This window comes from Spiroplasma tabanidicola, from assembly GCF_009730595.1.
Taxonomy (GTDB): Bacteria; Bacillota_I; Bacilli_A; order Mycoplasmatales; family Mycoplasmataceae; genus Spiroplasma_A; species Spiroplasma_A tabanidicola.
Genome location: NZ_CP046276.1, coordinates 368,241 through 393,066, shown reverse-complemented (window position 1 = coordinate 393,066; position 24,826 = coordinate 368,241). Strand labels below are relative to the sequence as shown.

The window sequence follows — 24,826 nt, the reverse complement described above, 5'->3', positions numbered from 1 at the left end:
ATACAAAAAACAATAAATATCTCAAACTAATGTTGAATATTTATTGGTTGCTCTTTTTCTGATTTAGTATTTGTATTATCCTTTGTTTTAAAGCTTTTAACTTCTTTTTTTATTTTTTTCATATCATTATGAATTTTTAATAAATATAAACTGGTTTCATTGTTGAATTCTTGAATTTGTTCTATAACTTCAATTTTGCTTCCTAATTCAAAGTTGTAGAATGCTATTTTTTTGTATTGTTTATCACTTACACAAACAAGATAAACGATTAGATATATTGCAAAAGTAAATAAAAGCATTGGCGTTAAAATAATTAGCACTATGTCTCCTATTGCATATACTTTAAAGTTTATAAACGCGTCCGTCTCAAATAAATACATATGAAATACTTTTGCTAAAATTTGGTTGAAATTAAAACTTTTTAAATCTAAATAAGCATAACTTGATTTCATAAATATGCCAACTAAAGGAGTTATAAATCCTATAACAAATAAAAATATTAATCAGCAAGTTAAAGTTTTAAATCTCTTATAAATTATCGATTCGTTTAATGCTTTTTTATTAAACTGAGAATTTTGTCCAAAGATATTATTTTCATTCTCATCTAAACTTTCTTTAAAATTTAGATCTAGATTTTTTGCTATTTTTTGTTGCTTATTAAAATTATCTAATAACTTCTTTGTATTTAACGGACCGGTTGTTAAAGCATCAAAATGTTTTTCAATAACTTTTTCGTCTTTATTGGCAAGACCTTCAATTACAAGTTTATCAGTTTGAGAAGCTGTTAATTCACTATCTTCAAATGATTCATTAAATACAGGTTCACTTGGTTTATTGGAATCTTTTGTATAATCATATATATTTGGATCTGCCATTTTCTTTTCGAAACTTTGGTTTTGATCAATTATGTTTTGATTTTCTGACTTATTTTTTAATTTTTTTATTATTTCAATGTTTGTTTCTTTTAATACTTCAAAATTATTATTCGGCTTATTTTCAATACTATTAAGTTCAGTTTTTATTTCTTTTGTTTTAATAGTTTGAGTTTCTAAAATGTTGTTTTTATTTTCAGGTATTTCTTTTGTTATTATGCTTCCAATTTTTCTTTCAAATGCACTTAACATTCTAGTGTTATCATTTGTAATAACACTTTCTTGAACTTTATTACTTGCATTTATATTTTGTTCTAAACTATCGTTATTTATTGTGATACTTGATACGTTTTCTTGAGCAGCATTACTAAAACTGTTTTGATATTGCAAATTGCTATTATTAAAATTTTCTCGATACATATTTTGATTATTTTCAAAATTTGTATGATTATTATAATTATGATTATGTTTATCTTTTATATTTGATTGGTTGTAATCATTTTGTTTTTGCTCATTTTGATTATTAAAAATACTGTTTTTGATTGCTACATTATTATCAAAGATGTTGATACTATTGTCGTTTCCCCTTACTCTTGATGGCATGATTTTTGGTGTTTCATAAAGTTTATCTAAACTATTGTTAGATACTCTTTTTTCTTTATTAAAAATTGCAACCGGTTCCATATCACTTAAAGTTTCATCTACTGCAGGAGTTCTTGATAATGATCCTGTCAAATCAGGATTTATTGGAGTAGAAAAATGAACTCTTGTATCTGGACGTTCAAAATTTTTAGGCTCATCAATTTTACCTAAAACTTCATTTTCTTCTTCTTCGTTTAGCTTGATTTCGTCATCCTTTTCAATACTTTTTAAAGTACTATCAATTTCGATTTCTTCTATATCAAATAACGATTCTTCTTCACCAAGGTTGAAAAATTCATCAGAATCTTCTTCACCAACCCCATTGAAAAATGATTGAATATATTGTGTATCTTCAAGATTTTCTCTTTGTTCTTCTTTTATTGGTTTAATTTCAACTTCTTTAACCACATTAGAACTAACATTTAATATTTCTTGAGATAATACGTTTTTAATTTTTAAAAATATCAATTGCCCATCTGATATTTCCTTAGTTTTAACATCAATTATTACTCAATTTTCATCATTATAAGATACTAACGCCCCTAATTTGTAGCCCATTTTTTAGCACCTCTAATTTTTATTATAAACTAAACTATATTTTTAAGTCAATATATTTAATAATTAGTGAAAATAAAAAGAGTGCTTTAGCACTTTTAGATTGTCATTAAATCTTTTTCTTTATCTTTTGTAATAGAATCAAGAGATTGAATGTATTTATCTGTTAATTTTTGTACTTCATCTTCTCCATAACCTTTATCATCCTCAGTAAAATCAGATTTTTTAATCTTTTCATTTGCATCTCTTCTTGCATTTCTTACTCTAATTTTAAAAGTTTCTAATTCTTTGTGAACTTTTTTAACCAAGTCTTTTCTTACATCTTCTGTTAATTGTGGGATAATAATTCTAATTAAATCTCCCTCACTCATTGGGTTTAAACCTAAATCTGCTTTATGAATTGCTGCAACAACATTAGGTAATTGACCTCTATCATAGGGTTTTACTAATAATTGTTGTGGTTCAGGTGATGTAATTTGACTTGTTTGATCTATTGGAGTTGGAGTTCCATAAAAATCAACAACAACACTTTTTAACATTGAAGCATTTGCTCTTCCTGTTCTAACTTTTGATAAATAATGTTTAAAAGCTTCAATAACTTCTTCCATCTCTAATTGTGCATTTTCTAAAATATCTTTTAACATATTATGTTCCCTTCTTATTTGATAAACGTTGCTTCTAATTCTCCATGAGCAATTTTAATAATATTGTCTTGTCCGTTCATATCAAAAACTACAATATCTAGTTTTCCATCATGCGCTAAACTTGCAGCAGTTGAATCCATTACCTTCAAGTTTTTTACCACTAAATCATGGAATGATAAATTTGATAAAAACTTTGCATTTGGATTAATATTTGGATCTGAGTCATATACACCTTTTGTTCCATTTTTTGCCATTAATAATGCATCTGCTTCAATTTCAATTCCTCTAATACAAGCTCCAGTATCTGTTGTAAAGTAACTAAATCCAGTTCCTCCGGCAAAAATAACAATATATCCTTCATCTAATTTTTCTCTTGCATTTCTATAATTATAACTACTTGTTACTGTTCTAATTTCTAAAGAAGAATACACTTTAACTTTTTCAAATCCCATTTTTTTGATGGTAGCTTCAATTGCTAGTGCATTCATAATTGTTGCAAACATACCCATATAGTCAGCATCAATTTTTTGTAATTCTAAAGTACCAGCTAATTTACCTCTTCAAATATTTCCTCCTCCAACTACAATACCAACTTGTAGTCCTTCTCTTGTTAAACTTATAACTTGTCTTGCAGTATCTTCCAATTTAACCTTATCATAAATTTCATCCGAGCTACCCTTAAGTGCCTCTCCTGAAATTTTTAACAATACACGTTTAAATTTTAATGCCATATATACCTCACTAAAAAGATTATAACAAAATACTTTTTTAGAAATAAAAATTATTAAAGTTATCTAAATTATTATAAAAAAAATATTTATAAAGTAAAGGGTCACCCCAAACTACATATATTTTAACAAATTACTCTCAAAAATTTCTTTGGGAGTATTTTTTAATTTGTTTATTATTCTATTATTAGAATAATTTTATATACAATCTTTAATTCAATTTATAAAAGTTCCATTATCTTCAAACTTATAACCTACATAATAATTTTGTTTTATGCTTTTAAAAAATGTTTCTACTATCGAGTTTTGTCATGAAGCATATCTATCTGTCATGCTTTGAATAATATTGTAATTGTTACAAAATTCTTTTATAATTAAACTCCTAAATTGTGATTCTCTATCAGTATGGTAATGCTATTTTTTACATCATATTTAGCAACTAAAAGTTGCATACTATTAATAAGTTCTTCGTTTGTTTAATTGTTTGCAAAATATGTTATTAAAGGTAGTCTAGAATATATATATAAGCAAATAAGTAAATTTTTTTGTTTTTTATTTTTAACTCCGAAATATCTAAACAAATTTTTTCTAACGATTTATTTGCAATAAACTCGATTTTATTTGTTTCTTGGTTTTTTAATAAATTGGGAGCTGTATTTATTGGATCTTTGCTTTTTTTAGTATAAGCTTTTCATTTTCTACTTTTTTCACAATTTTCAGGAACTAGATTTTGTGCTTTCATAGAACTCAAGACCATTTTTAGACATAAACCAAATTTTAGTGCAATTTTTTTATGCCCTCATTTTCGATGAGTTCAATATTTTGAATCTTTATCGTAAAAAACTTTGTTTATAAATAAGTCATAACTTGTGTCTCTTTTGGTCATATATTCTTTTGAACCATTTGCTCATCATTTATTATAAGCTTTTAGATTAATATTTAAAAGATTAATTAGTCATGATAATGCTATATTTTTTCGCTCGTAATTTTTTGCTATTTTATACAATTCGATATTTACTTTTTGTTTTTTCATTCCTTGACTAGAGATGCTGTATACTTTTCCATAACTTTTACTTTACTTGTTAGTTTTTTATTCTTTTTTTCTTTAATTTGCATCTCTTTTCTTAAATGTTCCAACTCTTGTTTCGTTTTTTCAAACTCAACTTCTTTATTAATTTTAGCTTTTCTACCTCTCTGTGCATCAATTAGCCCAGCAATTCCTTTTTGTTTATAACGATTTTGTCAAACATAAATAGTTGATGTTTGTTTAATATTATATTTTAAAGCTAACTTTCTTGCGCTTATATCTGTAGTTGTAAACTCATCTATTATTTTCTTTTTTTCTTCAGTACTAAATAAAATAGTTTTTACTATAAAAAAATCACCCCTCTATAAAATTTTATACATAACTTTTATGTAGTTTGGGGTGACCCTTTAAAGAGTGTTTAGTAATAAATTTCTCTATTATCAAAATATCTTTTTCTAAGAATTGATAGCGATTTACAAATTGGTGGTACTAAAATTTGTAAAGTTACATAATCTGTTATTGTATTAAAAGAATTATATATAACAGAATAACTTCATCTACCATTTCAAACAAACGAATAAAATACATCATCTCCAATTGCATTTGGATTTAATCAATATAAAACTCCTGATAGAACTCTACAAAAATATAATATAAAAATTGGAGATATTACAAAAATAAATCAACTAAAAACTTGATAGTATATGTTTTTTATAGTTTCGTTTGGTTTAAAAAAACCTGCAACAAAGAAACATAAAGTTGGTATTCAATAGTCGAATAAATATTGTATAAAAGTATGTGCAGCAGTTGTTGGTATTAATATTGTCATAAATGCTGCCAACATACATAATGTAAATGTACAAGATATAGGAAGAATATACGCTCCAAAATATAAAATAATATATTTCAAAGAAATAGTGATTCAAAATGGCAATGTTGGTACAAAACCTGAAATAAAATCAATTAATAAATATAAACCTAATAATAGTCCAATTAATGTTATATCTAATATTCTTCAATTTTTAAATACTTTAAAACTATTTTTATTAAAATAAAAAATACTTTTTTTTATCATGATACTTGAACAAATTATACCTTCAATGCTAAATGTTACAATTGAAAAACAAAATAATTTTATTTTATTTTCATAATCAAAAATAAAATAAATAACAAATGCAATCGCAAAAAATGTAATTGCAATTATCATCGATATAAATGCAAAATAAACTAAACCTTTTTGAGATGAGTCTAGTTTTACAAGTTCTCCATCATCATCATATTGATTAGCATTTAAAACTTTAATCATATAAAAAATCAATAATCCAATAATAACAACTGTTTTTAAAGATGTTAAACATGCAATTACATAGTTTAATGTTTTTTTATTTTTTTCCATGAATTTCCTCCATGAAAAAAGCAGAATATGTGTCTTTTTCAAAGGACTCCCTACGATAGTATCAACTATATCAGGTTCTAAGAGTATTTCTCAAACTTTTACAAAGTTACCTCTGCCTTTTTCTATATTATTTTACAATAAAAAAAACCTTAAATAAGGTTTTTAAATTAATTATTAAGTTGTTATTAGTCGTCAAAATCTCCATCTTTAAATAATGCATCTTCTTCATTATTTTGACTTTGTTCATTTGGAACATCTTGATAAAATTCTTGATTTTGAGGCTCAGGATTATTCATATTATCTTGACCATAATATTGTTGGTTTTGATCTAATTGTTGATTTTCCATATATTGTTGGTTTTGATCTAATTGTTGATTGTCCATATATTGTTGGTTTGGATCTAATTGTTGATTTTCCATATATTGTTGGTTTGGATATAATTGTTGATTGTCCATATATTGTTGGTTTGGATATAATTGTTGATTGTCCATATATTGTTGGTTTGGATCAATTTCTTGTCCATCAATAATGACTTGTGTTGGAACTTGTTGAATATTTTCTTCTTCAGCTGGGTCTCCCATTTTTAAACTAATACTTTTTTCTTTAAAGAATATAGCTTCTGAACCTTCAAATTTTTCTAACCCTTCTGAAAGTGCACTAACTCAGATAAATTCTGCTGTAGTTGACTTGAATGGAATTGCAATTTTTTTCAAACTAGTTTTTCCTTCAGTATAATTAATATACAACATATTTGAACTTTGATCATTTAAAATGTTTACAATTTTTTCTTTTTTAATACCTTTATCAAATACAAATAGTTTTTCTTCATCAAAAAACACCCAAATTCTTTGTGGGAAGAAAAATAACAATATATATCATGTAGCAACTAAAGCAAATACTGCTCCTACACATCCTCATGCTATGTATAATGCCATATCATAATTATTTGGCATAATTTTTTCACCAAAATACATCAATCACCCTACTATTTGAGGTACCATTGTTAAAATTTGCAAAGCTGCTACAATTGCAAATCATTTAGTATTAAATTTCTTTTTATCTACATCAACTTTTTGAAACTTAAAAAATAATACATAAGTATAAATTGTTGGTACTACAATAACACATAATTGTACAATAAGAATTAATAAAATATTCTTTTGATCAATAGCCCCATTATTTCATGTTCCTGCTAATAACATTTTTTTCACTTAACCTTTCAATTGCGCTGCAACTTCTGCTGCAAAATCAGTAATTACTTTTTCAATTCCTTCTCCTACTTCAAATCTGTACATAGATTTTAAAGTAGCTTTTTTTGATTTAATAAAGTTACCAACTGTTTGTTTTTCGTCTTTTACAAAACCTTGATCTAATAAAGTAACTTCTGCAAGTTTTTTGCTTAATTTACCTTCCAAAATTCCTTTAGCGATATTTTCAGGTTTGCCAGTTAGATCTGTATTTTCCTTAATAATATGCATCTCTTGATCTTTAAAGTCTTGTGGCACTTCATCTCTTGATAAATATTTAGGAGCCATTGCAGCTACGTGCATACATACATCATAAGCATCTTCTTGTGAAATATCTCCTTCAAATTGTAGTAACACTGAAATTCTGTTGTTTGCATGATTGTAAACAGCAATTGAATCACCATCTACCGATACAAATCTTCTTAATTCAATTTTTTCTCCGATAGTTGCGGTTGCACTTATACATGCTTCTTTAACTGTTCCTGAACTAAGTTTTACTTCAAGTGCTTCTTCTAAAGTTTTTGCACTTGCTGCTAATAATGCATCACCTATTTCTTTAATAAGACTCATGAATTTTTCGTTTTTAGAAACAAAGTCTGTTTCTGAATTAACTTCAAAAACAATTCCTCTTTTTCCATTTGTTTTAGCAAAAGCAACTCCTTCTGCTGCAATTCTATCTGATTTTTTAGCGGCTTTTACTAAACCATTTTCTCTTAGTCAAATAATCGCATCATCAATTACGCCATTTGTTGCTTCTAATGCTTTTTTACAATCCATCATACCAGCTGATGTTATTTCTCTTAATTCTTTAATTTGTTGTGGACTTACTGCCATTATCTAATCACCCCTCTTGAACTTTCTAAGCTTTTTCTGCTTTATTTGCTTCTAAATCTTTTTTTGATTCTTCATTTTTAGAAGCATTTCTATCTTCGTCAAATCTTCTAGGAGCTCTTCCTTCACCAAATCTTTGTCCTTGTACACCATCTTCTTTTTTCTGAGCTACCACTTTTAATGTACTTGGTTGTAATTTTAATCCTGCTGCATCAGCATAAACATCAACTATATAATTAACAATTAAGTTAACTGACTCTTGAATATCATCATTTGCCGGAATTACATAATCTACCATATCTGGATCAACATTTGTATCACAAATACCAATTACTGGAATTCTTAATTTTCTCGCTTCTTTAACAGCAATTTCGTCGTTTTTTGGATCAACCACAAACATTACTGCTGGCAATTTATGCATTTGCTTGATTCCACCAAGTGTTTTTTCTAACTTAGCTTTTTCTTTTTTAATTAAAATTTGTTCTTTTTTAGGTCTTAAATTAATTTTTCCTGTTTTTTCTTCATTTTCAATATCTCAAAGCGCTTTAATACGTAATGAAATTGTTTTCATATTTGTTAAAGTACCACCAAGTCATCTTGAATTTACAAAGAAATTTCCACTTCTTAAAGCTGCTTCTTTTACAGCGTTTTTTGCAGTTCTTTTAGTTCCTACAAAAATGACTTTTTCTTTTTTAGCACCTATATTAGTTATTAATTTTTTAACATCATCTAATCTTCATAGAGTTTGTTGTAAATCAATAATATGATTTTTGTTTTTTTCACCATAAATATATGGTTTCATTTTTGGATTTCATCTTTTAGTTTGATGTCCAAAGTGAGCTCCTGCGTCTCATAATTGATCTCTTGTCAAGTCCTTAGCCATTTAGTTACCTTCTTACTTTCTTTTAAAAATTTTATTTGTTAGACTTCCAAACGGTTCTAAAATTTACCACTTATTTAATTAAAATAATAAGCACTGGGTAAAAAAATTCCCGTATGTGATTGCATACCCTTTTTGATAGTTATATACAATAAATTGAGTATAAATAATTTTTACAATAATATCAAGTCTATTTAGAAATGCTAATTAGATTTTATATATATAAAAATTGTTTTAAATACAGAAAGACAAAAAAAAAAAAAAATATAATGTGTTTTGTTACAAAAATTATATTTTTTTATTTATGTGGTGCAAATGGATCAACTACAGCTAGTGTATCTGGGTTATCACGTTTTGCAGCATTTTTGTCAATTTCATAATGATTTGAATTTGGCATATTTAGTCAATCAATTAAATCATTTATTTCTGCAATCTCTTCATAAAAATCAATTGAGAATCATTCATAAAATTTAAATGTTGTATAGTCTTTTGCTTCTTTTGCGTTATTTGCAAATTCATTTGTGATATTTGCAAAGTGAGTGCGATGATCAACATAAGCTTTTAAAATTTCAGTAATGCTTTTGTAACTAACTTTTTCTGCACTAACACTTGGTGCTTCAAAACTTTGACTTCTGTCCAATAAATAATTCATTATTCGTCTTTGATGTACAAATTCATCTTGCGCTTGAACTTGAAAGAAATGTGTAAATCCAGGATATCCTAAATCATCGCAATTTTTACTCAAGTTATAACAATTAAATTGCATTTTTGCATGTTCTTCAATGTATTTTTGTAAATCTTGTTGAATTTTTTTGTCCATATTTTCCTCCTTCAACATAAATATAACATAGTTTTTTATAAAGAAAATAAATTAAAAAATAAAAAAGTTTTATTGCTAAAACTTTTTTATTGATTATAGGTTAATAAGACTATGGATTTTGCATATATTTCAATCATTTTTTTTAAATCTTCAATTTTTACATATTCATTATATGAATGCATTGTTGAATCATTTAAATCAAATTCTGCTCCAAAAGCAATTATATTAGGCATTGATTTTGCAAATGTTCCTCCACCAATTGCAATTGGTTCAGTTTTATAATCTCCTGTTACTTCTTGATAAATAGACATCATTTTTGTTACTACTTCGCTGTCTTTTGGGAAATATACTCTATCTTCAAGTTTAACTGTATTTGTCTTTATGTTCTTTTCAATTAAATAACTTGATAATTTTTCTACTACATCTTTTTGAACATCTCTTGTACAAGGAATTCTTAAGTTTAAAGTATATTTAAAAGATTTTTTATTAATATCAATAATTCCATTACACGCTGTTAAAACACCAGTTTCATCTTCTAGATTACCAAAAATATTTTTCATTTCATAATCAGCATAAATATCATTTGCAACAAATTTTATTAAGGGATGATCAAAATTAAGTTTATTTAAAACAAATAACAATGAGTTACTTGCAGAAACCCCTTTAAACGGAAGACTTCCATGAGCAGAAATACCTTTTACATATAAAATTTCATTTTCAACATAACTTTTAACATTTATTTTTTCTAATTCATTTTGAATTAAATCAATTTTTGGACCGATATAACTTACAAGATCATTAACAGCATTGTAAGCTTGACCCCCTATAATTTCAAAATTACATTTAAAATCACCAATTAAATCTAAATCTGCAATTCATTTTTCAGCATATACTACTGGAAAATGTCCATCTGGTACATAACCTAGGTCACATAGTTTTTCATTTGCAATATAATTTTCCATACATTCTCAATTTGTCTCTTCACAAGTTCCAAATATAAATCTTATTTTATAGTTTGATTTAAAACCATTATCTATTAAATATTTAAAAGCAAATAAATTCATCATTGTTGGTCCTTTATCATCAAAAGCACCTCTACCATACAATTTATCATCAATTATTTTTGGCTCAAATGGAGGATTTATTCATTCACTTATATTTCCGGGAGGAACAACGTCTAAATGACAAATTATAACAAATAATTTGTCACCATCTCCATAATCTGCATATCCATATTTAAGTTCTTCTGAGACAAAAGTTTTTAACCCTCAGCTTTTGCATAAATCAATACAATAATTTAAAACATTTAATGTATCTTGTGGCAATTTACTTCCTTTTGTTAAATCTCTACGATAACTTGGCATTGCTACAATTTTTTTAGTGTTTTCAATAGCTTCATCAAAGTACCTACCTAATAAAACTTCTTTATTTATTTTCATAATTTTTATCCTTTCTTGTATGCTATTAAATTATATAATTATATTTATCTATTCAAATAAAAAAAATTCCTATAAGGAATTTGAAGTATTATTTTTGTTGTTGAGGTACAACTATTGCTCTAGTTCTATTTTTACCAAATCTTTCATATTTAACAATTCCTGAAACTAATGCAAATAATGTATCATCTCCACCACGCCCAACGTTTGTACCAGCATGAATTTTAGTTCCTCTTTGTCTAAATATTATTGAACCAGCATTTGCAAATTGTCCATCTGCTTTTTTTGCTCCTAAACGTTTTGATTCTGAGTCTCTACCATTTTTAGTTGACCCAACTCCTTTTTTAGAAGCAAAATATTGTAATCCTAATAAAAAACACATATTAAAGCACCTCCTCTATTTTAAAATTTTTTGGATATTGAATTTCTATAGTTTGTAATTGAATTAATAAAAATATTAGTATTTTTTGAAGATCTTTTGAATCTTTTTTTACTATAATAACTATTTCATTTTCAAGAACTATTAGTTCAACATCTTTTTTATACAATTGATCTAGTCCATTTAAGGTTCCTGAAATAATAGCGGTAATTCCAGCACAAACTAAATCATTTCCATAATTATCTGCTTCAGCATGTCCTGAAACTGTAACTTTCTTAATATTCTCATTTTTAAAGTTAAACCTTGCTAAAACCATTATTTTTCCTCTGGTTTTGGTGCTGCTGGTTTTTTAGGAGCAGCTGGTTTAGAAGCAGCATCTTTTGGAGCAGTAGGTTTTTTTGTCGCTGCCGGTTTAGGTGCTGCAGGTTTTTTAGGAGCAGTAGGTTTTGGTGCTGCAGGTTTTGGTGCTGCATCATTACTTGCTACTGGAGTATCAACTTTTTTAACTTCTGGTTCTTTTGGTGCTGCTACTTGTTTTGGTACACTTCCATCTAATGAAATTGCATCAATTTTCACTTTAGTATAAGGTTGTCTGTGACCATAAACTTTATTAACATTTTTTTTAGGATGGTATCTAACTACACGTAGTTTTCTACCTTTTCCTTGTTTAATAACAGTTCCAGTTACGATTGCACCACTTACAAGTGGTGTACCAATTTTTGTATCAGTTGCTAAAACTTGGTCAAAAATAACTGTTTTACCCTCTTCTACTACTAATTTTTCAACAAAAATTTCATCACCAGGTTTTACAGTTAATTGTTTTCCTCCCGTTTTAATAATTGCGAACATATATATTCCTCCAGTCTAGACTCGCCTTGTATGTGAGCTAAATACTACTTATTTACATACAAAAGAGCGGTTGAAACTAGCAACCTAAATTATTTTATACTATTTTTAGATTGAATATTTAAAAATATTCATTTTTTTATAAAAAAAATGGTCAAAACGACCATTTAAAAAAATTAATTAAAAGAAATAACTGGGGCAACTGGAATGAATGATTCTGCTGTCTTCGCTTCAATGTCTAATGCTTTTTTATCTAAATCATTTTTAGCACTAATTGAAGCTTTTTTACTAAATTTAAATGAACTACTTCCGTTTTTATATTCAAACTCATCAGCACTTCCTGCATATTTATAAGCTAAACCTGCTGTTACACCAGTATTGATTGTGTCTGTAAAAAATGATCCTATGCTTTTGAATATGCTTGCAATTCCTGAAAATAGAGCGCCAGTAATACCTGCTCCTCCTATTACATCGTGTTTTTCTTGATTGGTTAATTCTCTCATAAATTCTCCTTTCATATAATATATCGACAAAAAAACAAAAAAAAATCACAAATATTCTACTTTTTGTGAAATTCATTATATAAACTATTTTTATTAATACCAAATTTTTTAGCAACTTCTTTTATAGCATCTTTTTTAGCTAATCCATTATCAATCAAAATATCAACTTCTTCTATTAAATCATCTAAAATAATTTTTTTTTCTTTTTTAACTGCGCCTTTATTTAAAACAACAACAAATTCTCCTTTTTTAACAAAATCATCACTATTAACATAGTTTCAAACTTCTTTTAAAGAACCTCTTATTATTTCTTCGTTAACTTTAGTTAATTCTCTACAAATTGTAACTTCAACATTATGATTTAAAATATTAAAAAATACATTCATCGTATTTACAATACGATGAACTGATTCATAAAAAGAAATTACAATATCTTTATCACTTTTTACAATGTTTAATACTTGCTCGCTTATTTGGTCAGGTTTTTTTGACAAAAATCCTAAAAAACAGTTTTTTACAAAATCAAAACCTGATATAACTAATGCGTGAATATATGCAGGACCACAATTAACTGCTGAGATTGAAAAATTCAAAATTTCTTGAGAAAGATTATTTAATATTTTTAATCCCGGATCTGAAATCCCAGGCACACCAGCGTCACTAATAATTGCTATATTTAAATTATTTTCTATATCATTTTTTATGTTATCTGTTTTAAAGTTTTCATTAAATTTATGAAGTGCAATCAAGTTATTTTTAATTTTATAATTATCTAAAAGCGTTTTACTTGTTCTTGTATCTTCGCAATATATTTTATTAACTTCTTTTAAAATATTTATTGCTCGAAAAGAAAAATCATTTATGTTTCCAATTGGAGTTCCAACTAGATAAATGATTGGTTTTTTGTCTTTAAAAGTTTTTTGTACTACCAAAATAATCTCCTTTTAAATTAAAATTTTAATTCAACATCATCTCTATCTCAATCTGCTACTTCAAAAAATGATCTATATTTACATCTTGAAAATTTAGCAACTACATTTGATGGATAAGTTGAAACAACTTGATTATAAGTACTAACTGCATCATTATAATTTCTTCTTGCATATGAGATTGTTTCTTCAACTTCGCTTGTTGAATTCATCAAATCTCTAATTGCACTTGTTGATTTTAAGTCTGGGTAGTTTTCCATTTGCAAATTTATTTCTTTACCAATTTTATCTAAAATTTTTGAATTTTTTGCACTATTTTCCAAACCTGAACCCGTTCTCATTGATGTAAGTGTTGATAACAATTCTTTTTCAAACTTAATGCTCCCTTTTACAGAATCGATTAATTTCAATAGTAAATCTTTTCTCAATTTAAGTTGAACATCAATATCAGATTCTCCTTGATTAATTTTTACTTTTAAACGTTTAATTCTATTGTTAATGCCAATATGCACAAAAATTGGAATAATTAATAAAAATAAAAATAATCAAAATAAAATACCCAAAAAACTTGCTTTTACAGGTTGATTTGCATTGTTGTTAATGTTATTTAATTCTTGACCTGGTGCGACTTGCATTATTATCCTTCTCTCTATATTTAATATTATAAATAAAAATAAAAAAAGTTATTAACTTTTTTAATCAAAGTTAATAACTACATCTTCACGTTCAGCTTCAGTGATTTCAAAGAAATATTTATTTACATATTTTAAAGAAGCTGCGGCTTGGTTCATTGGATAAACCGCAATACTTTGGTTAAATTCACTTACATTTTGATTGTAAATTCTTCTCTGTGCAGAGATATCTTCTTCAATATCTCTTGTTGCATCCATTAATTCTCTAATATTATCTGTAGATTTTAAATTTGGATAGTTTTCCATTTGAATATTAATTCCTCTTTGGATAGAATCCATTGCTCTTTGATTTTTCATCATTCCTTCAATACCAACTCCAGATCTCATAGAAACAATTGTTGATAAAGTTTCTTTTTCAAACTTAATACTTCCTTTTACAGCATCTATTAATTTCAATAATGTATCTCTTCTTCTTTTAAGTTGAACATCAATTCCAGATTCTGATTCACTTACCTTAACATTCATTCTTCTTAAGTAGTTCATATTTCCAATATGTATAAAAATTGGAATGATTAAAATAAATAAGAAATATCAAAAAAATGTTCCAAAGGCACTTCTACTTGGTTTTTTATTTGCATCCGCATTAATATTATTTTCAATATTTGGTGTTAACATATTCATCACACTTTCTATAAATAATTTTATATCATTTTAGTTTTAATTTAAAAATTTTAATAAACTGCTCTAACACAATCAAATAGATGTTCGAACAAGTAAAAATCTGAAGCAATTTTATCAATTACACTTTTGATAAAAGTTGGTAAATTTTTTACATCAACTGTACTAAATGAACACACGTCATGTTTAAAATTACTCTGGCTTACCAAAAATCAGTCTGCATAAATATTACCTTCAATACCTACTGAATAAATATTTTTTATATCAAGTGATGATAATTTTTCAATTAACCTAGGACTTAAAAATTTTGGCCCTCTTATATCATTTTCTTTTACATTGATATAAAATCTTTTATTAAATTCTATAGAATCAGTTTGAAATAATCCTTTAACTGGATCTTTTTCTTGAACAACCCTTACTCCATTATATGTTTCATCATATTTTGTATTTTCCATATGTACTGCTGCATTAGATACATAATGAATTCTTTCATGTCTAACGGTATTTCCTTTTGAATCAGTTGTATAATAAACTTCAATAAATTTTCTTGGTGTTTTTATAAAAAATGTTACTTTTTTATTTTTATAAAGAAAATTAAAAGAGTTTTGTGTATTGTTATTAATAGCTAATATTCTTTTTTTAACAAAACTTCTATAATCTGCATACTCAGAAGTTATATCGGGGATTCTTTTTACTATTTTTATTTCAAAATCATCAGTATCTTTATCATCTACAAATTTATAATAAAATTCACTATAAATTTTTTGAATTTGTTGATCATCATAAAGAATATTTGTTATTTTTTCATCAAAATGTTCAACTCGAACTTTTTTTCTTGCAGTATATCAAAATATCAAAAGAATTAATCCTGCTACAACTCCTAAAACTCCAATTATAAATAAAATAATGATAGCTTGTGAGCCATATTCTACACCAGGTATAATATGATTTGTTGATGCTATTAAAATAACAATTCCTAAAATTAACCCTAATAATGCAAAGGTACCGAATAATCTACAATTTCTTTTTAACCTAGCTAGTTTTGCAATAATTTGTTTCAAGTCAGGATGAGAGTTTACTAAATTATTGATTTTTTTATCTAAAAATTCTTTTGCGTTCATATCTTTATCCTCTTAAATATTACTTAATTGTCAGAATTTCTATTTTATATGGTTCTTTTAATTCTCTAACTTCAATGATATCTTTCACTTTTTTACCCAACATAGCTTTTGCTAAAGGTGATTCGTTTGAGATTTTCCCTTCAAAAGGATCAGCTTCTATTGCACCAACTATTTTAATTTCCATTTGTTTATTAATTTTTATATTTTTAAACAAAACTGTATTTCCAATTTTTACTTCAGAAGTTTTTACATCACTTGAAATGATTTTTGCTCTTGAAATCATTGTTTCAAGTTCTTTAATTCTTGCTTCTACCTCAGCTTGTCTATTTCTTGCTGCATCATAATCAGCATTTTCAGATAAGTCCCCTTGCGCTCTTGCTTCAACTAATTCAGCAATAACTTCAGGTCTAACTACATTTATTAAATTATTTAATTCTTGTTTTACTTCTTCAAGACCTTCTTCGGTTAAAATTATATCTTTATCCATAATAAAATTCCCCTTTATAACTAATTAATTATACCTTTTTTATTTTACAATATGAATATATTTTTGTCATTTTCCTTTTAGTCATCGATTTACATAAATTATCGATCTTAAGAAAGGATCAACCACAACAGCTGAATATACACATAATAGTCCTGGACCTTCAACTATATTTAATGCTTTAACAAGTATAAATGGTAATGCAACCATTCCAATTCCCATGGTTACAAACGATACTAAAATTGGATATCATAAATCTCCAACACTTCATAAGGCACGTAATAAAGTCATATTTACAGTATCAAATAATATTTTTACCGAAAAAATTGTTAGAACAGAAACTCCTCATGGAATTGCTGTGTCTTTAGAATTTAAAAGCAATAATAAAGGATAACTAATAGCAATCATAATTATGTTTGAAATCAAGGTTACATAAATTGCTGCTTTTCAACATTCTAAGGCAATTTCATAGGCACCTTGTTTATCTTTTTCTCCGATTTTTCTTGATACAAAAACTGCTGTTACTGTTCCGATTGCTTGAATAAATGCAGATGAATATTGCCCAATACTATTTGCATTTCTATGTAAAATTATTCACTCATTTCCAGTTCCTATGTGCAATTGGCCAATCGCAACTGAAGTTCCAAAGTTACATAAATTTCAAACTCCCATTTCAATGGTAATTGGCAGACCAGTTTTTAACGTTTCTTTTGCATAATTTCAACTTAATTGACGTTTTTTATTAACTTTAAAATCAATATATTTTAAGCACATAAATAACATAAAAAATATTTGAAATAAACCAGTTATTGGTAAAACTAATGAGCTGTATACTGGAGGAATATTTGTACCATACAAAATAATAGAAATTAAACTTAAATCAATAACATTGGCAATCATTGTTCCAATTGTTACAACTTTACTTTTTTTAAAAGCTTGAAGACCAGCTACAAAAACTTGATAAATTGACATCATTATTAAATTTATATTTGTATAACGATAATAATGAGAAGCATATGTTAATTCAGTTGGTTCTAAAATTTGTTGCCCATTTATATCGGTTATCGGTTGAGAAGACGATGCTCCAACTCAACTCACAATTGTGTCACTTAAAATTGTGATAATAACAAAAATTGGTAGCATTATTGAAAGATTTACCAATAACCCTGTAACAATGACTCTTGAAACTTCTTCTTTTCTACCTTGTCCAATTAAATTTCCGGATACAATTATTGTTCCAGTAGCAATTAAACTCGGAACAAATTGTAATGTGTTATATGCTAAAACAGATTTCGAAGTTCCTTCAGCATAAGCACCACCCATGTAATTGTTAATTGCTATCAAGTTTATTTGAGTAATTAGAATAGTAAATAAAAGTTGAATAAAAATTGGGATAGCCATTCCAAATATCTCTTTTGGATTTGAGATTTTATAAAAAGGAGTTTTGATCTTTTCGAATGGCTCAATTTCAAATTTAGTTTTTTTAATTTTTGCTAATTTATGTTCAGAATCTTTGCGTTTTTCAACAACAACTAATTCTTTTTTTGTTTTTTTTAAATCTTCTTTTGTTTCACTCATGCCCATTCGTTCTTTCTATATTTTCAATTATACTTCTTTTTAAAATTACCTTTTATAATTTTTTAAATGCTCAAATAAAATCTCTGCGATTTTTTTGTTTTTAATAACTTCATTTAATTGATCTACTGATAAGGTTTGCATTGAGCTTATTGATTTAAAATTTTCATAAAGTTTTTTGATTTTTATATCTCCCAAACCTTTAACTTTAGAAATATAATCTTCTTTTAAAATTCCTTTTTGTTGTCTTTTTCTAAATCCGCTAATTGCATAGTTATGTACTCTTAATTGAAAATTTTCTAATAACTTAAACAAATCACTTTTTTTATCAATTTCAATTTTCCGTTCTTCTAAATCTAATATACTTTCAGTTTTATGATTATCATTTTTTACTAAACCCATTATTGGTATATTTATATTTAAACTTTTTAAAGCTTCTTTTGCAGCATGAACTTGAATGATTCCTCCATCCATTATTAGCAAGTCAGCTCACTTTTCTGGAAAATCAGCATCTTTACTGTATCTTCGATATATCATTTCTTTTATTCTATGATAATCACCCTTTTCATTTATTTCAATATTATATTTTCTAAAATCATTTTTACTTACAATACCATTTTTAAAAACAACCATTGCACCAGTTACATATTCATCTAACATATTTGCAACATCATACATTTCAATATGATAAGGAAAACTGTCTAACTTTAATAATACTTGAAGTTGTTTTAAAATATCTTCTTTTGTAATGTTATTATTATTTGCATAGTGTAATTTTTGAAATAAAAATTCTTTAGCATTTTCTTTTGCTAAGTTTAATAACCTATTTGTATTTAAATCATTTTCATTTATTATATTTTTTTCTAAATATAATTTTAAATCTTCAACATTAATTTCAATAGGAATACCTATAAAGTCAGGTACTAAATTTTTTGTATATATTTGTAAAATATAACTTTTAAATAAATCATTAATATCTTGACCTTCATTTTTAATAACTTCATTATTTTTTAAAGATAGTTTTCCACTTCTATAAAATAAAACTGTAAAGCAAATATAGTTTTCAAATTCATAATAGTTAAAAATATCACGATTAATATTATCATTTAAATCAACATCTTGTTTTTCTGTTGTAAATTTAAGATGTTCGATTATCTCTTTGATTCTTTGCGCTTCTTCAAATTGCAAATTTTTTGCAGCTTGTAACATTTTAGACTCTAAAATATTTTGAACATCATCTGAAACTCCTAAAAAGAAATTTTCAATTTTTTTAATTTGATTTTCATAATAAGTTTGTTCAACTTCTTTAAAACATGCACCACTACATTGTTGAATATAATAATAAGTACAAGGATGACCTAAATTTCCTTTACATCTTCTTAAAGGATAAATTCTTTCAATTGTTCTTAAAATTTTTCTAGCACTACTTCCATCAGGAAAAGGACCAAAAGATTTTTTATTTTTTGCATTGTAATTTCTTACATAAATATATTCAGGATCTTTTTCATTAGTAATTGCAATATAGGGATAATTTTTATCATCATTTAAAACAATATTGTATCTTGGTTTATATTTTTTAATCAAATTTTGTTCTAATAAAAGCGATTCTTTTTCGTTTAAAGTAATAATTGTTTCTAATTTTACAATATCTCTAACTAACTTAGTTGTTTTAACATCATGAGCTTTTGTGAAATATGAACTTACTCTTTTTTTTAAGTTTTTTGCTTTACCAACATAGATAACTTTATTATCTTTATTAAAATACATATAACATCCAGGTTTTTCAGGTAAAGTTTTTAACTGATTTTCTACACTCATAACATTTCACCTCATAAAAATATTATAGTATTTTTTAAGAATGCTAAATATTTTATAAAAAAAGTTAATTGTTTAAATAATATGTATAATATTTTTAAATTTAAGGAGAAAGATATGGATATAAAAGGAATAGAAGATTTTGTTGATAAAAAAGGAGCATACAAGCTTTTTAACAAAGCTGTTTTAAAAGGATATATTGCATTAAGCGCAAGTGAAATTATCAGTCAAGAATTAACAATTTTAAACTTAAAAGATTATGCTCAAAATGTTATTAATCGAGTTAATAAATTTGTTAAAACTGATATAGATGTTGAATACTTATTTGATATTGTAAACTTTGAGTTTTTTTCAGATTACGAAGCAACAAAACTACATATTGATAATCAAGAACAAATAAAATCAATTAAAGTAACTGTTAAAGAAGGAAAAGAAAATAGTTTGGAGCAAGTTTCATTAAGTGGTAGTGCAACTGTAAAGACTTTTTTAAAATTGGATTTAAATAACTTAATTAATATAACAACTTTAAATAACTTAAAGTTTGGAGCAATTCATCCAGGAGAAGGAAAAATTATTAGTCATTTATTAAAAGCTAATAATATTGAAGAATATAATAAAGGTTTAATAGTAAAAAATATTGATAAATCAAATAAAAGTGCAATTATAAGTTTAAGCGATAGATTTAATAATCCATATTTTTTATCTAGTGATATTGAATTAAATTATACATAAAACAAAAAAAGGATAATATCCTTTTTTTGTTTTTAATAAAAGTCTCCATTTTTAATATAAACATCCCTTGGTTTTGAGTTGTTTTTTGCTGGTCCTATTACACCATTTTCTTCAAGTTCATCAATTATTCTTGCAGCTCTTCCATAACCGATTGAAAATTTTCTTTGAATTAAACTGGTTGATGCTTTTTGTTCTCTTATAACATATTGTTTTATTTCTTCAAATAATGGGTCTTTTTGTCTTGAACCTCCAGAAGGTTCATAACTTTCATTTTCTTGAACCATAAATTCTTCTTCAAACATTTGATTTTGTTGTCTTGAACAATGATCAACAATTCTTTTAATTTCATCATCGCTTACAAATGAACCTTGTGCTCTTGTAACATTATTTGCATTTGGTGGATGATATAATAAGTCCCCTTTTCCAATTAATTTTTCAGCACCAGATGAATCTAAAATAGTTCTTGAATCAATTGTACTTGCAACTGAAAATCCGATTCTAGTTGTGATGTTTGATTTAATAACTCCTGTTATAACATCTGTTGATGGTCTTTGAGTTGCTACGATTAAATGAATACCTGCCGCTCTAGCCATTTGAGTAATTCTTTTGATTGAATCTTCAACATCTTTTTTATTTGCAGTCATCATTAAGTCAGCTAACTCATCAATCACAACAACATAGAATGGTAATTTTTTTGCAGGATCTTTAACAGTTGCGTTATAAGTTTCGATATTTTTTGTTTTAGTAGATTGCATCAAAGCATATCTACGTTCCATTTCATTAATTACTTTTTTTAATGCACTATTCGCTAAATTCATATCACTAATAACCGGTGCAAGTAAATGTGGAATTGATGAATAAATAGATAATTCTACTTTTTTAGGATCGATTAAAAGTAATTTAACTTCATGAGGTTTAGCTCTTAATAAGATTGATGTAATAATTCCATTAATCATAACCGATTTACCACTACCTGTTGATCCAGCAACTAACAAGTGGGGAGCTTTATCTAATTCTCCAAACAATAATTCTCCAGAGACTGTTTTACCAATAGCAAATAATAGTTTAGAACTTATTTTTGTTAATGGTGCTTTTTCTATAACACTACGTAAAGGAACAACCATTGAAGTATCATTAGGCACTTCAATACCTACTAAAGTTTTACCTGGGATAGGTGCTTCAATTCTGATATTTTGAGTTGCTAAACTTAATTTTAAATCATTTTCTAAACTAGTTACATTATTAACTTTAGTTCTTGGTCCAGGTTGTACTTCGAATTTTGTCACAGTTGGACCAATATTTTTATCCACAACTTTAGCATCAACATTAAATTCTCTAAAGGTATTATTTATTGAATTTTCTTTTAATTGCGCTTGTGCTTTTAGTTTTTCATATTCATGTCTACTATTTTCATCAACGTTTAATAACTCGATTGAGGGAAGTTGATACCCTAAATTTACAAAAACAGTTTTTTCGATTGCTTTATTTGTATCTAATTCGATTGTATTTGAAGAGTTATTTTGTCTTGAATAACCATAGTCACCATGAAAATTTGTTTTAACTATATTTTCCATTGGAGAAACATATTCTTCACTAAAGGCATTTGTTTCAACTTCGTTTTTATACACTTTATCTTTTACTAAAAATTGGTCTAATGTACTTTGAACTTGACCTTCTTTTTCTAGTTTTTCTTTTTTCATTGCACTTAAAAACTCTTGAGTTTTTCCATTAAAACCATGGGGAGTTATACTTGTTTGTCTTTCAAATGCTTTTCTTACATCTTCTTGTGCTTCGATAAAATTTTCTTTTGCTTCTATTTGACTGTTTGCAAATAATGAGTTATCATTTCCGGTAAATTGATTATTAGTATATCCCATATCTTGATATTGATTCATAAATTTTGGAGTTTGCTGATAAGATTGTTGATAATTGTAATTATTTTGATTATTAAAATTTTGATATTGTTGAAAATTTTGTTGTTCTGCTAAGTTATTGTAATTATCTTGAACTTGCAAATAACCTTTACTTGAACTTCCTAAAATATTTTGGTCAAAATCAAAAATTGGATCATAACTTGCTTGTGGACTACTTACATAATCTTCATTATAAAAGTTTTCATCAACATTTCTATAAATATAATGATCACTATTTTTTATATAACTAGGCATCTCAATTGTAATATCAGACTCTTTTACTGATGCTAAAATATCACGCTCATCTAATGTTCTTTCACCATCTAAATTAATCACACTAAAAATGCTATTTCTTTTAGGTCTTTTTATTTTATTTATATTTCCATTACTATCTTTACTTTTTAACGATAAAATTCTTAATCTTTTTCCTCTTCTTTTGTTTTTTGGTTTAAACAAATAAAATGGATCTCCTGTAAAAATTCAAACCATATTTATAAAGAAAAATACTAAAGCTAAAATTAATGAACCATAAATAGTTAAATAGCTTGATATTCCTGATAAAAATGCACCAATAAATCCTCCCCCAGCATATGTTGTAAAATAACTATCTTTACTTGAAACTAGTAAATTTTGAGTTGAACCAAAGAATGAATGAGTTTTTCACTGAGTTAGATAAGATTTAAGAGAGTTCAAAAAAATATCTTTACTTCAATAATTAGGAATTACAAGATCATCTGACTTTAAATTATGCGCAACAATAAACAATATTGATGAAATTACTCAACAACACATTATTCAAGTTACAAAAATCATGGCTAAAAATCTCTTTTTGGGTTTAAATTTAATACCAAAGTATATGGCAAAATCGATTATAAAAAACAATAAATATAAAAAATACTTAAATCAACCAAACAAAAAAGTGAAGACTAAATCATCTAACAATTGTCCAATCACCGTTATTCTTCCTAATGCTACAACATTTATGAAAAATAAAAGTAGCGCTGAAATAATTCATGCAATTGAATCAGGTCTTCTTTGTTTTCTTTGGATATCTAGTGCTCTTGTACGATCATCATCGTTAGCATCTAGTGTAATATGATTACGCCCATAATCATTCATATAATCACCCTATATTTGCCCTTACTTGTTTATTTTAATATATTTTATAGAATTTTACCATAATTTATAAAAAAGACTAAAAATTGATAAAAATATCAATTTCATTTTTTATTTTTTTATTTTTAAATAATCTTCATTATTTTATTTGTTAATTTGAATTGATTCAACTGTTTTTCTGCACTAAAAAAGACAATCATATACGGACTAATAAGCTTATAATTGAAATACAAAAAACAACAAATTAAAACCGTTAAAATTGAAGAAATAAAGATAGTAAACACTACTACAGATAATGTTAACTTTTGATTTCAAAATCTCACACATAAAATTCTCTTCATTCCATACTATTTGAAATTATCTTTTTTTAAACAAAAACTGCAAAATGCAAAAGAAAAACAGTAAAACAAATATAAACAATTAGCTTTGTTTTAAAATAATATTTATGAGTAAATAAAGATATAAAAATAAAACTTTTATCAATGATAAAAAAAATAACCACCAACTGCAAAAAATTTTATATATATTTTATCTTATAATGGAATATATAGCATTAAAAATAATATTAATAAACTAATTAAATTAAAAACACCTAAAATACTATAATTATAATTTATTCTAAATTTTATCACTAATTTTGAAACTAACTTTTTTTTTATTTTTTTTACTATTCATATTATCAGCTTTCTTTCTAATTTCAATCTTCATAACTTATATAAAATCTTATTTCGTTTAAACTATTCAAAAAATTTGTACTCTTTTGATTCGCACTAAATAATAAATTAAACTCTACATTATTTAAAACATTTTTATGTTTATTAGCTAGAAAAAAATCTTTATAATTTGTTCTAGATTTATTATCCAACTTCAATTGACTATTAGGATATAGATAAATATTTTTATTTGCTTTTATAGTTATATTTGTTATATAAAAATTTATTAGTTCTTGTAAAAATAAATTACTGAAGTTTGCAAAAAACTCTTTAAACATTGAATTAGTAAATATTTTAAAAACCCTTCAGAAG

Annotated in this window: 24 protein-coding genes, 1 pseudogene, 1 riboswitch and 1 other annotated feature; of the genes and pseudogenes, 1 reads left to right on the top strand and 24 read right to left on the bottom strand. The window is 25.8% G+C overall.

Features of this window, described 5'->3' with window-relative positions; all coding sequences use genetic code 4:
- Nucleotides 1-26: 26 nt before the first annotated feature.
- From STABA_RS01805 to uvrC, 22 genes and pseudogenes are all read right to left on the bottom strand, one after another.
- A complete protein-coding gene (locus STABA_RS01805) occupies nucleotides 27-2,072 on the bottom strand; it encodes a hypothetical protein (RefSeq protein WP_156005932.1) in 2,046 nt (681 codons plus the stop codon).
- A gap of 95 nt (nucleotides 2,073-2,167) precedes the next feature.
- Entirely contained in the window at nucleotides 2,168-2,713 is a 546-nt protein-coding gene (gene frr, locus STABA_RS01800; protein ID WP_156005930.1) for a ribosome recycling factor, read from the bottom strand.
- Between the two features lie 14 nt (nucleotides 2,714-2,727).
- Nucleotides 2,728-3,444 carry a UMP kinase gene (pyrH, locus tag STABA_RS01795; protein ID WP_156005928.1) on the bottom strand — a complete coding sequence of 239 codons (717 nt, stop codon included), beginning with the start codon at nucleotides 3,442-3,444 and terminating at the stop codon, nucleotides 2,728-2,730.
- A 195-nt stretch (nucleotides 3,445-3,639) separates the two neighbouring features.
- Complete coding sequence (locus tag STABA_RS06005) at nucleotides 3,640-3,774, bottom strand: hypothetical protein (protein WP_281349608.1); 135 nt, start codon at nucleotides 3,772-3,774, stop codon at nucleotides 3,640-3,642.
- A 166-nt stretch (nucleotides 3,775-3,940) separates the two neighbouring features.
- Nucleotides 3,941-4,474, bottom strand: a complete 534-nt coding sequence (locus STABA_RS01790) for a hypothetical protein (RefSeq protein WP_156005926.1) — start codon at nucleotides 4,472-4,474, stop codon at nucleotides 3,941-3,943.
- 412 nt (nucleotides 4,475-4,886) lie between these two features.
- On the bottom strand, nucleotides 4,887-5,864 hold the full coding sequence (locus tag STABA_RS01785) for an energy-coupled thiamine transporter ThiT (protein WP_156005924.1): 978 nt from the start codon (nucleotides 5,862-5,864) through the stop codon (nucleotides 4,887-4,889).
- 30 nt (nucleotides 5,865-5,894) lie between these two features.
- Nucleotides 5,895-5,988: riboswitch (TPP riboswitch) on the bottom strand.
- Nucleotides 5,989-6,049: 61 nt separating this feature from the next.
- Nucleotides 6,050-7,075, bottom strand: coding sequence for a hypothetical protein (locus tag STABA_RS01780; RefSeq protein WP_156005922.1), 1,026 nt, complete (start codon nucleotides 7,073-7,075; stop codon nucleotides 6,050-6,052).
- Entirely contained in the window at nucleotides 7,076-7,945 is an 870-nt protein-coding gene (gene tsf, locus STABA_RS01775; protein ID WP_156005920.1) for a translation elongation factor Ts, read from the bottom strand.
- A gap of 25 nt (nucleotides 7,946-7,970) precedes the next feature.
- Nucleotides 7,971-8,825, bottom strand: a complete 855-nt coding sequence (rpsB, locus tag STABA_RS01770) for a 30S ribosomal protein S2 (protein WP_156005918.1) — start codon at nucleotides 8,823-8,825, stop codon at nucleotides 7,971-7,973.
- 295 nt (nucleotides 8,826-9,120) lie between these two features.
- Nucleotides 9,121-9,642, bottom strand: coding sequence for a ferritin-like domain-containing protein (locus tag STABA_RS01765; RefSeq protein ID WP_246157344.1), 522 nt, complete (start codon nucleotides 9,640-9,642; stop codon nucleotides 9,121-9,123).
- Nucleotides 9,643-9,728: 86 nt separating this feature from the next.
- Nucleotides 9,729-11,081 carry a Sapep family Mn(2+)-dependent dipeptidase gene (locus STABA_RS01760; protein ID WP_156005914.1) on the bottom strand — a complete coding sequence of 451 codons (1,353 nt, stop codon included), beginning with the start codon at nucleotides 11,079-11,081 and terminating at the stop codon, nucleotides 9,729-9,731.
- 88 nt (nucleotides 11,082-11,169) lie between these two features.
- On the bottom strand, nucleotides 11,170-11,460 hold the full coding sequence (rpmA, locus tag STABA_RS01755; RefSeq protein WP_156005912.1) for a 50S ribosomal protein L27: 291 nt from the start codon (nucleotides 11,458-11,460) through the stop codon (nucleotides 11,170-11,172).
- 1 nt (nucleotide 11,461) lies between these two features.
- A complete protein-coding gene (locus STABA_RS01750) occupies nucleotides 11,462-11,773 on the bottom strand; it encodes a ribosomal-processing cysteine protease Prp (RefSeq protein ID WP_156005910.1) in 312 nt (103 codons plus the stop codon).
- Between the two features lie 239 nt (nucleotides 11,774-12,012).
- A pseudogene (gene rplU / locus STABA_RS05930) lies at nucleotides 12,013-12,306 on the bottom strand (50S ribosomal protein L21); the annotation flags it as partial.
- A gap of 7 nt (nucleotides 12,307-12,313) precedes the next feature.
- Nucleotides 12,314-12,388: a sequence feature (ribosomal protein L21 leader region), on the bottom strand.
- A 91-nt stretch (nucleotides 12,389-12,479) separates the two neighbouring features.
- Nucleotides 12,480-12,806 carry a hypothetical protein gene (locus STABA_RS01740; protein WP_156005906.1) on the bottom strand — a complete coding sequence of 109 codons (327 nt, stop codon included), beginning with the start codon at nucleotides 12,804-12,806 and terminating at the stop codon, nucleotides 12,480-12,482.
- A gap of 56 nt (nucleotides 12,807-12,862) precedes the next feature.
- Entirely contained in the window at nucleotides 12,863-13,738 is an 876-nt protein-coding gene (rsmI, locus tag STABA_RS01735; RefSeq protein WP_170264678.1) for a 16S rRNA (cytidine(1402)-2'-O)-methyltransferase, read from the bottom strand.
- A 17-nt stretch (nucleotides 13,739-13,755) separates the two neighbouring features.
- Complete coding sequence (locus STABA_RS01730; RefSeq protein WP_156005902.1) at nucleotides 13,756-14,370, bottom strand: LemA family protein; 615 nt, start codon at nucleotides 14,368-14,370, stop codon at nucleotides 13,756-13,758.
- 60 nt (nucleotides 14,371-14,430) lie between these two features.
- On the bottom strand, nucleotides 14,431-15,048 hold the full coding sequence (locus STABA_RS01725; RefSeq protein WP_156005900.1) for a LemA family protein: 618 nt from the start codon (nucleotides 15,046-15,048) through the stop codon (nucleotides 14,431-14,433).
- Nucleotides 15,049-15,098: 50 nt separating this feature from the next.
- A complete protein-coding gene (locus STABA_RS01720; RefSeq protein WP_156005898.1) occupies nucleotides 15,099-16,166 on the bottom strand; it encodes a hypothetical protein in 1,068 nt (355 codons plus the stop codon).
- A gap of 19 nt (nucleotides 16,167-16,185) precedes the next feature.
- On the bottom strand, nucleotides 16,186-16,653 hold the full coding sequence (greA, locus tag STABA_RS01715) for a transcription elongation factor GreA (protein ID WP_156005896.1): 468 nt from the start codon (nucleotides 16,651-16,653) through the stop codon (nucleotides 16,186-16,188).
- Nucleotides 16,654-16,692: 39 nt separating this feature from the next.
- Nucleotides 16,693-18,234 carry an MATE family efflux transporter gene (locus STABA_RS01710; RefSeq protein ID WP_156005894.1) on the bottom strand — a complete coding sequence of 514 codons (1,542 nt, stop codon included), beginning with the start codon at nucleotides 18,232-18,234 and terminating at the stop codon, nucleotides 16,693-16,695.
- 39 nt (nucleotides 18,235-18,273) lie between these two features.
- Nucleotides 18,274-20,043, bottom strand: a complete 1,770-nt coding sequence (gene uvrC / locus STABA_RS01705; RefSeq protein WP_170264676.1) for an excinuclease ABC subunit UvrC — start codon at nucleotides 20,041-20,043, stop codon at nucleotides 18,274-18,276.
- 114 nt (nucleotides 20,044-20,157) lie between these two features.
- On the opposite strand from uvrC, the gene STABA_RS01700 reads away from it, so the two are divergent.
- Nucleotides 20,158-20,772 (top strand): hypothetical protein, encoded by a 615-nt coding sequence (locus STABA_RS01700; protein WP_156005890.1) that lies wholly within the window; start codon nucleotides 20,158-20,160, stop codon nucleotides 20,770-20,772.
- A 32-nt stretch (nucleotides 20,773-20,804) separates the two neighbouring features.
- Here the strand turns inward: STABA_RS01700 and STABA_RS01695 are convergent, their stop codons facing one another.
- Complete coding sequence (locus STABA_RS01695; RefSeq protein WP_156005888.1) at nucleotides 20,805-23,804, bottom strand: DNA translocase FtsK; 3,000 nt, start codon at nucleotides 23,802-23,804, stop codon at nucleotides 20,805-20,807.
- Between the two features lie 688 nt (nucleotides 23,805-24,492).
- Nucleotides 24,493-24,792, bottom strand: coding sequence for a hypothetical protein (locus STABA_RS05835; RefSeq protein WP_170264675.1), 300 nt, complete (start codon nucleotides 24,790-24,792; stop codon nucleotides 24,493-24,495).
- Nucleotides 24,793-24,826: the final 34 nt, after the last annotated feature.